The following is an 11,960-nucleotide window of genomic DNA, read 5'->3' as shown; positions in this document are numbered from 1 at the left end:
GAGCCTGCGTCAGCTGCTGATCCGCGCGTCGGCGATGGCCTTCTTGAACAGCGCGTTCATCGCTTCCGCAATGCCCTGGGTCGGGCTGACCTCGAAATACAATCCGGTCGAGGCGCAGCTCTGCATGTTCTGCGCGATCTGGCTGTTCGGCGACGGCCCGTAGGGCCCGGTATTGAACGGCGCGATCCACGAGTTGTACCAGGCGTTGGTCGGCAGCGCGAGATAGGTGGTGTAGAGCACGGCGATCTTGATGCCGCGGGCCTTGATCGCCGTGCAGAGCGCCGCGTTGAGCGGCGACTGGCAGCGTCCGCTGCTGGTGGTCGGCTTGATGCAAGACGACGGATTGTACTCGTCGGCGACGCCATCAGATACGAAAAACAGGTACTTCAGCGGCGCCGAGGAGGTGCCGGCGCCGGGCGCGCTGATCGCGCTGTTGATCGCGGGCATGATGCTGGTGAACTGGGTGTCCTGGTCGTTGTTCTCATTCTGGCCTTTGACGGTCATCAGGTCGATGTTGCCGGCCGCGCTCTTGGCGCTCGACAGGCTGGACGACAGCGAAAACAGCGCGCGCAGCCCAGCCGAGCTCGCAGATGCGCCGAAATCGTAGATCGCCATCCGGAACTGGCTCGAATAGGTCTGGGTCGCGGCCGCGGTGTCCATCAATTGCTCGGTCGCGCTGCGCAGCACGTCGATCCGCGTGGTCACGCCGAGGGTTTTTGCCAGCTTGTAGTAGTTGTTGTTGTTATTGAGATCGTGACAGGCAAACGCACACTTGTCCGACGTGTTGTTGACCATCTTGCTGACATCGGCCGGCGTCGCGCCGACGCCCATCGACGGCGAATTGTCCATCAGCAGATAGAAATCGATGTAGAGCGGCATGCTGGTGGTGGCGGTCGACGCGCCGGTCACGGTGACACTGGTCTTGCCCATCACGCCGAGGAACATCATCGGAACCGCGGCGGAGAACTGAACCTTCGAGGTGATGATGTTCCCGGCCTTGGTCATTGCCGGCGTCATGCTCGTGAGCGTGTAGCCGACCACGCCGTTCATGTTGGCGTTGAAGATATTGGTGGCGTCGGTGACGCCGGCCGGGATCGGCCCATCCGAGGTCATCGATCCCGCGGCGATGAAGCCGGGCGCGCTCTTGGCGACCGAGCCCACGCTGGCCGCGTCGATCGCCGCCTGCAATTTGCTGCGCAGCTGGGTGGCCCGCGAATAGTCGACCGCGCATCCGACCGCCGATATGATGGGCAGCGACGCGATCGCAAAGATCACGGCGATATTGCCGGAGCGGTCGCGACGAAAGCGGTTGAGCAGAGAAGTGAAAGCGCGCATAGGATGCCTGTTCTGGGCTGGTCTTGCGCACATCTTGCCATCGAGAGATTAACTTATAACTTATAAGCATCGATCCTTCGCTACGCTGAACAAACCGTTTGGCCTCGCGACGATTGCTGGTTAATGAATGGCGTGCGGCGCTCCCGCGGTTTTCCGATTAGTTCTTGTGCATGGCTGACATCAAACTCACCCTCGTCGTCGCCTGCGCGCTGGTCGATGCCGACAAGCGCGTGCTGCTGGCGCAGCGTCCGGCCGGCAAGACGATGGCCGGCCTCTGGGAATTTCCCGGCGGCAAGGTCGAGCCCGGCGAACGCCCCGAACAGACGCTGATCCGCGAACTGCACGAGGAGATCGGCATCGACGTCAGCGAGCCATGCCTGGCGCCGCTGACCTTTGCCAGCCACGCCTACGAGACCTTCCATCTCCTGATGCCGCTCTACATCTGCCGGCGCTGGGAAGGCCAGGTGATCGCACGCGAAGGCCAGCAACTGGCCTGGGTGCGCGCGGGCAAACTGCGCGACTACCCGATGCCGCCCGCGGACATTCCGCTGATCCCGCATCTGCTGGATTTGCTGTTGTGAGGTGAGCGCGGTCAAATCTCTCGTCGTCCCGGCGAACGCCGGGACCCATACGCCGCGGCGGTCATTTTGCGAAAGGTATCTAACGTCTGCGCTCTTACCGATGGGCCGCGGCGTATGGGTCCCCCGATGCGCAATTGCGCATCTGAGGTCAAGCCCGGGACGACGGCGGTGCTTGTTGCTGCACCATGATCCAAAACACACCTTCGCATTCTCGCGACGCATTGCGCCCGAGCTTTGCCAGAAATTTCCTTGCCCTCGAAAACAGAGGGCGCAGGGAAGACCGGGTGCGCGCTGCACCCGCGGTCTCGTGTGCAATTGTGCATAAGAATGCGCACACGAGCATACAGGGCAGCGGTGAACACCCGGCCTTCCCTGCGCAATGGCTTTACGGCTTATGACGCGCTCTCCCCGGTGAGACGGCCTCTATTGCCACCGTCGCCCCTCGGAAGCGTTGGCTCCCTTAAGGCTTGACGCCGTTACGGGCGCCAGGACCACACGCTTTCGCCGTACGCATCAGCCGCGACCGTCAATCGCAACTTCAGCGTCCACCGCAACCCGCCCCTCGTCGTGACGACGGCCGACGCCCCTCTGAATGGGACGGGATGGCGATAGATGCCCACTGATTTGGGTCGGACGACAACAGAAATATTTTTGATTTACGGAAATTTTTGACTTGACACGATTTCTGCAAACCAGAAGTGATTTGCCCGTCGGGCAGCCGGGGCCTTGTTCGACAGGCCGGATAGCGGCACAAAATCCATGGGCCCATATCTCACCAACGGAGGCGCGGCATCATTTGATCAATCTGCAATGTTGGTCGCCGCTATGGCGAAACGACGGTAACCAGCCATCGGACCGGGATACAGGAACTGTCTTCCTTGACCGATCGGACCATGCCCCTCACGGTCGCCGAGCCAAAGGTCAGCGTGGCGACTTGTCCTCGATATTGGGCGTAGCGGCTGCGTCGGGCCTCGGTGGGGTCATTGGTTTCGATCTGCTGCACGTATCCCGCCAATCCGTTCATGAAACACAAATCGTGACCATGTGCTGAAACTGTAAGCACATGCAGTTAACGAATATCCGACAGCGGCGCAGGCATCGTCCAAACAAATGCTGAAATAAGCCAGTTGCCACCTCGCTATTTGGGCAAATGAGACTATATGTGAAATATCATCGCGCGCCCCCGGCAGTTATCGATGACTGAGAGCGTTGCGCTCCCGCCTCAACCAAGCAGGCGGTCCACTGTCAAATTCCCCAACGTCCGACTTTCGTGAGTGGCTGGTGCCTCCGGTGCTGCTGCCGATCTTTTTCGTCATGCTGATCGCCGCCGCAGTCATTCTTCAAAGTTGATCCGTCTACGCAAGACCGCAGAACAAATCCCATCGGGAGGTCGCAATGGCCAACAAAGCAACTGTCAGGAACGCGTATGGCGTGCCGGCCATGTTCGCCGGATCAAAAACGGGCAGTGATGACGCTGCCTTCGTTTTTGTCAGGGTTGGAAATGAGGAGCGCCGCATGCGATGGGCCGAATGGGATGCTCTCCCGGCATGGACCGGGCCTCGTCCCTCTTGGGGACCGAAGTCTGGCGCCCCAGCATCCAACCTCGACCAAACATGACGGCCTTCCAGTTCCATTGCTGGAGGTTCGGCAGCTTCTTTCGGCAAATCGATGCTGCTCAACAGCCCCGGCTCGAACCTCCCGGTCCGCGCCGGGGTTCTTCTTTCCCGGAGGCCGGGTACGGAGATTAGGCTCATCAAATGCTCACAGAGGAATCAAAGGCGCTAAAGCTGGGGCAACCGGTCTCCTGGAACGGCAGTCGCAAGCACAAAGGAACGGTTCTATCGGTCGATTGGAGCGGCGTTGAAATCGATTGGAACGACGGCAAATGTGAGTATCGCCATCACACCAACATGGACGATATTCGGCACGAAACGGGCACTTGAGACCACCGCGACGAACGGGTCTCGTTGTTCACGCAAGTACGGTCATTCGGAACTGCTCTATCTGCGACCACGTCGCGCAACAGGCTTGGTAGGTCGCCATCAATCGGCGTCCGTGATCTTTCCTTTGCCGGCGCAAGCCTTGCATTGGAAGGCGGACCCGGCGGCGGAAGGAGAGTAAACGGGCCGCGGCAGGTTGTAATCGCGTGGTGGAGTAGCCACCTAAGAAACACTCTGCATCCGACACGCTTGAAGCACCTGTCCGGATACGCGACGCCTTAGCCACGCAAAATCCTAACGACGATAGCGGCCAACGGCACGTCGCCCTGACGTGCGCGTCATGGGTCAGGACATCCTATGCCTACCGAACATGCCGCCGTGCGGGTCGTCCACAAGCCTTGGGGGGTCCGTGATCTGCACCCCTGGAGCACTACTGACGGGTCTGGTGACGCGATCGGCGAGCTGTGGTTCGAGCGGGCCGCCGAGGATGCGCCTATCCCGGCCTTGCTCCTCAAGCTGCTGTTCACCAGCGAACCCTTGTCGATCCAGGTTCACCCGGACGACACTTTCGCGCGCGCGATGGGGATGCCGAACGGCAAGAGCGAAGCGTGGTATATCCTTTCGGCCCAGCCCGACGCACAGATCGGCGCTGGACTGAAGCACCAGGTAACGCCACAGCAATTGCGTGCGTCCATCCGGGACGGTTCGATCACCGAACTGATGCACTGGCGACCGGTTGCGAAAGACGACGTCATCTACATCCCGGCCGGCACCATCCACGCCATCGGCGCCGGTATTGTGCTCGCAGAAATTCAGCAGCGCAGTGACGCGACATTCCGCCTGTTCGACTATGGCCGGCAGCGCGAATTGCACGAAAACGACGGGGTCGCAGTCGCTCACCCATGGCCGCTTCGAACGCCCTGCAATCCGACTCGCCTTACTGCGGACCGAACGGTTCTCGTCGCCAGCCGGCATTTCGTCCTCGAGCGCGTTGAACTCCCCGAGGGTTCAAGCTGGGCGCTGCTTGCCGAACCCGAGACCTGGATTCTCGTTCTCGGCGGTCACGCCGCCATTGGACTGGCCGCGGCCTCGATCGGGGAGGCCGTCTTCGTCGCCGGCGGCCGCACCAGCATCGAGGTCGGCAGCCACGGATTGAGCGCCTTGATCGCGTATCCGGCGAGCCGGCCGATCGATTCCCTGTTGCAACGGCTTGGTGAAACACCGGGCAACGCTGCCAATCCGGCGGCTCCTGCTGTTCCGCAGCTTGAAGGCGCCAAGGAGCCGCGAACATGACGCCGCTTCGCCGCATCGCCGTCATCGGCAATTCGCTGCCCCGCCGCTGCGGTATCGCCACCTTCACGACCGACCTGGAACGCGCGCTCTCCAGTTCACGGCCGGATCTGGAGGTCAGCATTGTCGCAATGAACGACCACGGACAGGCCTACGACTATCCCGCTTCGGTTGCCTTGCAGATCAAGGATGACACCATTGAAGACTATGTGCGTGCCGCGGCGTTCCTGAATGCCGGCCGGTTCGACGTCGTCTGCCTGCAACACGAATTCGGAATCTTCGGTGGCGAAGCCGGCGGGCACATCCTCGAACTGCTTTCACGCCTCAGCATGCCTGTCATCACCACGCTGCACACGGTGCTGGCCAAGCCGACCGCCGCCCAGCGTGCGGTCATGGAGCGCATCGTCGATGCTTCTTCGAAGATTATTGTGATGGCCAACAAGGGCCGCGAGATGCTGCGCAGCGTTTATCGCGTACCGGACAACAAGATCGAGGTGATCGCGCACGGCATTCCCGACTTTCCGTTTGTCGAGCCCGACGCGGCAAAGGCCAAACTCGGATTCAGCGACCGCTCCGTCATTCTGACGTTCGGCCTGCTCTCCCCCAGCAAGGGCATCGAGGTCATGATCGACGCCATGCCCTTGATCCTGGAACGTCGCGCGGACGCAGTCTATGTCGTGCTCGGCGCGACGCATCCAAATCTGGTGCGCGACCAGGGTGAAGCCTATCGCGACAGCCTGATGACGCGCGTGCGCGAACTTGGCGTCGAGAACCATGTCGTCTTCCTCGACCAGTTCGTCGATCAGGCAACATTGTTAGAGTTCATTTCGATGTGCGACGTCTACGTCACGCCCTATCTCAACGAAGCGCAGATGACGTCGGGGACGCTGGCCTACAGCTTCGGATTGGGCAAGCCGGTGGTGTCGACGCCGTATTGGCACGCGCTGGAGCTGCTGGATGACGGCCGTGGCGTCATCGTTCCCTTCGGCAACGCGGTCGCGATCGGCAAGGAAATTGCGCAATTGCTCACCAATGCCCCGCGTCGGCAGGCAATGCGCGAGCGTGCCTACACCATCAGCCGATCGATGACATGGGAACGTACGGCCGAACGTTACATGGCCACCTTCGAACACGCGCGCCATGGTGACTGGCTCAAGGTGGTGGCGCGTACCGGTCCGGTCGCGATCGCGCACAGCCCTGCGGCGTCGGACATGCAATTGGATCATTTTCTTTCCATGTGCGACGATACCGGCCTGTTCCAGCATGCGGTGCATTCGGTGCCCGATCGCGCCCACGGCTATTGCGTGGATGACAATGCCCGCGCCTTGTTGCTGGCGTGCGCGCTTAACAATCCGGGCGAAACGCGCTTGTCCGAAGTTTTGACGGCCCGGTTTGCCGCCTTCGTGCAGCATGCGTGGAATCCGGACACCAGACGCTTTCGCAATTTCATGGGCTTCAATCGAACCTGGCTCGAAGATCGCGGCTCCGAAGACAGTCATGGGCGAACATTATGGGCGCTGGGTGAGTGCGCGCGCAGGGACGCAAGCCCGTCGCGACGCCGATGGGCGGCCGCCTTGTTTGCCGAGGCATTGCCGGCCGTCGAGGCTTTCAGTTCACCCCGCGCATTGGCTTTCACCCTGCTGGGTCTGGACGGCTATTGCGCCGTTGTTCGCGATGATGCGCGCGCCCGGGAAATCCGACATTTTCTCGCCGACAGGTTGATGGCGGGGCTCGCGTCGGTCGAGACGCCGGAGTGGACGTGGTTCGAGGAAGGCCTGGCGTATGACAACGCGCGCCTGCCGCAAGCCTTGATGCTGACAGGCATGGCCACGCAAAGCCCGATTTATCTCGCTGCCGGATTGCGATCGCTCCGTTGGCTGATGACACAACAAACGGCTTCAACGGGACATTTCCGTCCCGTCGGCACGACCGGCTTTGGCGAACTGCGCCAACCGCCGCGCGCGTTCGACCAGCAGCCGGTAGAGGCAGCGGCGACGATCGCGGCCTGCCTGACCGCCTGGCGCGCGGAGGGCGACGCCGAATGGAAGACGACCGCAAGCAACGTTTTCGCCTGGTTTCTCGGCCGCAACGATTTGTCGATCGCACTGGTCGATCCCGAGACCGGCAGTTGCCGGGATGGACTGCATCCCGACCGCGCCAACGAAAACCGCGGCGGCGAGTCGGTCGTGTCCTATCTGCTCGGTCTTGCCGATATTCGTCAGCTTGCGCGCGTCAACGTCAGCGTGACACCGCCCGTGGCGCTTCGCGCCATCGGCGCCTGAGTACATTTTTCTCTCCAGCGAACCGAGGACACCTTGTCGCAAGCCTCCTTCATGAATCGGCAGGCGCTCTATCTGCGCCCTGACCCCGCGCGCGTGATCGTACGCCCGTTCAAGCCCGCGACTGAACCACGCGACCTCAACCCGACCGACAAGACCCGCGCCAACCATATCGTCGAGCGCGTTCTCGCACTCGACCCGAAGGTCGCAGCTCATCTGTTGGCCGACGTGCTGGAAAACTTTCAGGGCCGGCATCGCAACCTGCTGGAGACGTTCGAGGCCCGTGCCGACGTCATGGAACAGGCGCTGGCGGCTCACGGCGCGTTTTCCAAGGTCCAGCGCCAATTGATCGGCGCTTATTTTCTGAACGAATATTCCTTCGAAGCCTCGGCGCTGTTCAATCCCAGCATCGTCCCGCACCCCGATCAGTCAGGCGCGCCGAACGGCGGTCTCCGCTTCGTGCTCAGCCTCCGGGCCGTTGGCGAAGGCCACGTGTCTTCACTGACATTTCGCACCGGCACCATCGCCGCCGACGGCAGCCTGGCCGTCGATCCGACCGCGCGGCTGGCCTCCAGTCCCCGGGTCGGACGTCGCGTATCCGGACCATCAGGCGAAGAGGTTGAGATCACCTTCAAGGAGGAACAGGATATCAGCGAACGCGTGATATTTCCGGTTACCGCATCCCAATCCCAGGGCATCGAAGACGCGCGTTTCGTCGAATTCAGCGATGGTGACCACAAGACTTACTACGCTACCTTCACCGCCTATACCGGCAGAGCGATACGATCGGAGTTGATCGAGACCAGCGACTTCCTGTCATTTCGAATGTCGCCGCTGCAGGGGACCGCGGCCCACAACAAGGGCATGGCGCTATTCCCGCGCAAGATCGACGGCAAGTACGCCATGATCGCGCGTCAGGATAATGAGAACCTCTATCTGATCTATTCGGATGACCTGCATCAGTGGGACGGCGGTCAGGCGATCCTGAAACCACAATTCCCCTGGGAGTTCGTGCAGATCGGAAACTGCGGATCGCCGATCGAGCTGGATGAAGGCTGGCTGCTGCTCACCCACGGCGTCGGTCCGGTCCGGAAATATTCGATCGGCGCGGCGCTGCTCGACAAGAAAGACCCGTCCAAGGTGCTGGCGCGTTCGGTCGAGCCGTTGCTGCATCCCGAACAGTCAGAACGCGAAGGCTATGTTCCCAACGTGGTCTATACCTGCGGCGCGATGCGCCACAATGACCAGATCATTTTGCCCTACGCCATATCCGACACCTACTCCAACTTTGCGACCATCAAGATCGCAGCCCTGCTGCAGGCAATGTCCTGATGGCGCGGAGAAGCTGTTCGTACGAGAGACCTGTTTCGACGTCCGCTTTGCCGCTGCCTCGAGACTTCCGCCGAGCCTAGCGGTCTGGATTTCATGCGGCGCCCAGCCGGACAGCCCGATCACGTTGAAGGCGGCCTGGATGCGGCCGTCGGGATTGGCCAAGCGGTCGCTGCAGCGAAGATTGAACCGCTCCTCAATTAGAACCAACTCGCCCTCGCGGTGCGGCACGTTTCGGCAGATCGCCAATGCGCGCTCTGAGGCGCGGCAGCGCGAAGTCCAGGAAGGCCCGCAATTTGACCGGCATGAAACGGTTGGGCGGGTACACAAGGCTGACAGGCAGCGGCGGCGGCTCAAAATCCTGCAGCAGCAGCACGAGCTCTCCGGATTTGATCGATTCGGCAAGTTGGTAGGAGAATGCCGCGGCGATCCCCATACCCGCGCGCGCGGCATCGCAGGTCGCTTCAAGGTTGTTCAAGACGAGACGCGACCGCACCGGCACCACATATTCGGTCTGGTCCCGTTTGAACGTCCATGTGGTTGACGAGTGGAACGGCAGGAAGCTGACGCAGTCGTGTGTGGAGAGGTCTTCAGGGGATTTGGGCGTCCCCCGCGATTTCAGATACGCTGGACTGGCGCACAACACGCGGCGGATTTCTCCAATCCGGATCGCAATCAGGCTGCTGTCGGTGAGGGTCCCGATCCGAAGCGCGACGTCGACATGGTCTTCAACAAGATTGACCGGCCGGTCCTGCAAATCGAGTTGAATGTCCACCTCCGGAAAGACAGCCACGAACTCCGCCATCACCGGCACCAAATGTAGCCGGCCAAAGGCAAAGGGCGACGACACAATCAGGTCTCCGCGCGGCGTCGTGTATTCGCCGGACGCCGTGCGTTCGGCTTCCGCCACGTCGGCGAGAATCCGTTTCGCTGCGGCGATGTAGGAGCGGCCCGCATCCGTCGGCACGAGCGCACGGCTCGAGCGGTTGAACAGCTTGGTCTGCAGGTGCGCTTCGAGCTCGGACACTTTCCGGCTGACCGTTGCGAGCGGCGTTTTCTGCCGGCGCGCCGCAGCCGACAAACTGCCGGCCTCGGCAACCGCCAGCACCAGCGACATGGCTTCGAAGCGGTCCATTGGATGTTTCCATTTTTTGGAAGGGTCTTTCTCGAATTTACCAGATACCCATCATTTTCGGAAGGGTCTAGTTACGAACACACAGCAACGGACTGCCCCCAACCCCGAATTCCAGGAGACCGACATGACCTCGATCCAAACCAAAGGCATCGCCCTCATCACCGGCGCATCAACCGGCATCGGCGCAATCTACGCCGACCGGCTGGCGAAGCGCGGCCATGACCTCATTCTGGTGGCCCGCAACAAGGATCGGCTCGCCGCCCTTGCGCGCCGGATCGCGGGCGACACCGGCCGCAAGGTCGAGACGGTCGAAGCCGATCTCACCGTCGCTGCGGATCTTGAGCGCGTCGGGGACATCCTGCGGACCAACGCCGGCATCTCCATGCTGGTCAATAATGCGGGCGTCGGCGCCACCGGTCCGCTGGTTTCCTCCGACGTCGACAAGATGGACGACATGATCAGCCTGAACGTCACCGCGCTGACGCGCCTGACCTATGCGGCGGCGCCGGGATTTGTTGCCCGCGGCAACGGCACGATCATCAACATTTCATCGATCGTCGCGATCGCGCCGGAGGTGCTGAACGGTGTCTATGGCGGCACGAAAGCATTCGTGCTCGCGTTCAACCACTCGCTGGTTCACGAGCTCGCCGACAAGGGCGTCCGCGTGCAGGCGGTTCTGCCGGGCGCCACGGCCACCGAATTCTGGGATGTCGCCGGCATGCCGGTTCATCATTTGCCGCAGCAGATCGTGATGTCGGCCAACGACCTGGTCGACGCTGCTCTCGCGGGCCTCGACCTTGGCGAGACCGTGACCATCCCGTCGCTGCCCAACCAGGCGGAATGGGATCGTTATGAGGCGGCGCGCCGCGCGATGTCGGACAAGATTTCGAGCGCCATCCCGGCCCCCCGCTACAATTTGCGCAACCACGAGCGCGTCAGCGCCTAGGCGACGCGCAACAAGTTCAGCCGAACATCGAATTGAAACCACAACCCTGAAAACGGAGTTCACCATGTCATACATTGCAACTCAGCTCACGGCACCACGCGCTGTCTCCAGCTGGCGCGATCATGCCGAAGACCTGCTCACCTACGCCGAACCGGTCAGCCGCGCCGGCCTCTACGTCTCGCTCGCGGTCATCTACGCCTGGTTCGGCGGGATGAAGTTTACGCAATACGAGGCCAACGGGCTGGTGCCGCTGGTGGAGAACAGCCCGCTCGTCGGCTGGTTCTATGCCCTGCTTTCGGTCCGCGGCTTCTCCACCTTCCTCGGTTTTGTCGAACTCAGCATCGGACTCTTGATCGCCCTCAGACTGGCGAGCCCGATCTTTTCCGCGGCCGGCGGCGTTCTCTCGGCCGGACTCTTCGTCACGACCCTCAGCTTCATGATCTCGACGCCCGGCGTCGTCGTGCCGGAGCTCGGCTTCCCCGCGATCTCGGTCGCGCCCGGCCAGTTCCTCCTGAAAGATGTCGGCCTGTTCGCCGCCTCGTTCTGGGTGTTCGTCGACTCGCTGAAAACCGTCATTCGCAAATGAGCAACCTTTCCAGACAAGATGGAGCAAGAACATGAGCAAACGATTGGACTACAACCATGTTGCACCGGCAGGCGTGAAAGCGCTGGGCGGCGTCTACGGCTACGTCATGCAGAGCGGCCTTTCACCCGTGCTGGTCGACCTGGTCTACTTGCGGATTTCCCAGATCAACAACTGCGCCTATTGCCTCGACATGCACACCCGCGACCTGCTCAAGAAGGGGCAGAAGATCGAGAAGCTCGCGCTGCTGCAGGCCTGGGCGGAAGCCGGCAATTTGTTCGATGAGCGCGAACGCGCCGCGCTGGCATGGGCCGAGACCGTGACCCGTGTCGCCGATACCGGGGTGCCGGATCAGGCCTATCAGGCCGCCCGCGCCGTGTTCGAGGAGCGAGAGCTCGTCGACCTCACGATCGCGATTGGCATGATGAACGCCTACAACCGCCTCGCCATCAGCTTTCGCAACACGCCGCAGGCCGCGCTCGAGAGTTTGAAGGCGGCATAGTTCAGGCCCCGCGCGGCGTGACGACGGCTCTGAAAGCCGG

At 61.7% G+C, this 11,960-nt stretch carries 9 protein-coding genes; 7 read left to right on the top strand and 2 right to left on the bottom strand.

Going from position 1 to position 11,960, the window contains the following annotated elements; genetic code table 11:
• Positions 1-9: 9 nt before the first annotated feature.
• On the bottom strand, positions 10-1,335 hold the full coding sequence (locus JQ641_RS23270; protein WP_211998239.1) for a TadE/TadG family type IV pilus assembly protein: 1,326 nt from the start codon (positions 1,333-1,335) through the stop codon (positions 10-12).
• Positions 1,336-1,505: 170 nt separating this feature from the next.
• Here JQ641_RS23270 and mutT point away from each other — a divergent pair, with 170 nt between their 5' ends.
• From mutT to JQ641_RS23250, 4 genes are all read left to right on the top strand, one after another.
• A complete protein-coding gene (gene mutT, locus JQ641_RS23265; protein ID WP_211998238.1) occupies positions 1,506-1,916 on the top strand; it encodes an 8-oxo-dGTP diphosphatase MutT in 411 nt (136 codons plus the stop codon).
• A gap of 2,297 nt (positions 1,917-4,213) precedes the next feature.
• Positions 4,214-5,149: a class I mannose-6-phosphate isomerase gene (locus tag JQ641_RS23260; RefSeq protein ID WP_211998237.1), complete on the top strand. Its 936-nt coding sequence runs from the start codon at positions 4,214-4,216 to the stop codon at positions 5,147-5,149.
• A complete protein-coding gene (locus tag JQ641_RS23255; RefSeq protein ID WP_211998236.1) occupies positions 5,146-7,428 on the top strand; it encodes a glycosyltransferase family 4 protein in 2,283 nt (760 codons plus the stop codon). Before JQ641_RS23260 ends, JQ641_RS23255 begins: the two co-directional genes overlap by 4 nt.
• 51 nt (positions 7,429-7,479) lie before the next feature.
• Positions 7,480-8,757, top strand: coding sequence for a glycoside hydrolase family 130 protein (locus JQ641_RS23250; protein ID WP_249150626.1), 1,278 nt, complete (start codon positions 7,480-7,482; stop codon positions 8,755-8,757).
• A 193-nt stretch (positions 8,758-8,950) separates the two neighbouring features.
• On the opposite strand, the gene JQ641_RS23245 is transcribed toward JQ641_RS23250, so the two are convergent.
• Positions 8,951-9,889: a LysR family transcriptional regulator gene (locus tag JQ641_RS23245; protein ID WP_211998234.1), complete on the bottom strand. Its 939-nt coding sequence runs from the start codon at positions 9,887-9,889 to the stop codon at positions 8,951-8,953.
• A 124-nt stretch (positions 9,890-10,013) separates the two neighbouring features.
• On the opposite strand from JQ641_RS23245, the gene JQ641_RS23240 reads away from it, so the two are divergent.
• From JQ641_RS23240 to JQ641_RS23230, 3 genes are all read left to right on the top strand, one after another.
• Positions 10,014-10,835, top strand: coding sequence for an SDR family NAD(P)-dependent oxidoreductase (locus JQ641_RS23240; protein WP_211998233.1), 822 nt, complete (start codon positions 10,014-10,016; stop codon positions 10,833-10,835).
• Between the two features lie 64 nt (positions 10,836-10,899).
• Positions 10,900-11,421 (top strand): YkgB family protein, encoded by a 522-nt coding sequence (locus tag JQ641_RS23235; protein ID WP_211998232.1) that lies wholly within the window; start codon positions 10,900-10,902, stop codon positions 11,419-11,421.
• Between the two features lie 31 nt (positions 11,422-11,452).
• Positions 11,453-11,920 (top strand): carboxymuconolactone decarboxylase family protein, encoded by a 468-nt coding sequence (locus tag JQ641_RS23230; RefSeq protein ID WP_211998231.1) that lies wholly within the window; start codon positions 11,453-11,455, stop codon positions 11,918-11,920.
• Positions 11,921-11,960 lie beyond the last annotated feature (40 nt).

This window comes from Bradyrhizobium sp. JYMT SZCCT0180, assembly GCF_018130165.1.
Classification (GTDB): domain Bacteria; phylum Pseudomonadota; class Alphaproteobacteria; order Rhizobiales; family Xanthobacteraceae; genus Bradyrhizobium.
This window is presented reverse-complemented; position numbering and strand designations above follow the sequence as displayed.

Bases quoted from the DNA above. Each gene is read 5' to 3' on its own strand.
- JQ641_RS23245 (WP_211998234.1), bottom strand. From the start codon at position 9,889: ATGGACCGCTTCGAAGCCATGTCGCTGGTGCTGGCGGTTGCCGAGGCC.
- JQ641_RS23230 (WP_211998231.1), top strand. From the start codon at position 11,453: ATGAGCAAACGATTGGACTACAACCATGTTGCACCGGCAGGCGTGAAA.
- JQ641_RS23260 (WP_211998237.1), top strand. From the start codon at position 4,214: ATGCCTACCGAACATGCCGCCGTGCGGGTCGTCCACAAGCCTTGGGGG.
- JQ641_RS23255 (WP_211998236.1), top strand. From the start codon at position 5,146: ATGACGCCGCTTCGCCGCATCGCCGTCATCGGCAATTCGCTGCCCCGC.
- JQ641_RS23250 (WP_249150626.1), top strand. From the start codon at position 7,480: ATGAATCGGCAGGCGCTCTATCTGCGCCCTGACCCCGCGCGCGTGATC.
- JQ641_RS23240 (WP_211998233.1), top strand. From the start codon at position 10,014: ATGACCTCGATCCAAACCAAAGGCATCGCCCTCATCACCGGCGCATCA.
- JQ641_RS23235 (WP_211998232.1), top strand. From the start codon at position 10,900: ATGTCATACATTGCAACTCAGCTCACGGCACCACGCGCTGTCTCCAGC.
- mutT (WP_211998238.1), top strand. From the start codon at position 1,506: ATGGCTGACATCAAACTCACCCTCGTCGTCGCCTGCGCGCTGGTCGAT.
- JQ641_RS23270 (WP_211998239.1), bottom strand. From the start codon at position 1,335: ATGCGCGCTTTCACTTCTCTGCTCAACCGCTTTCGTCGCGACCGCTCC.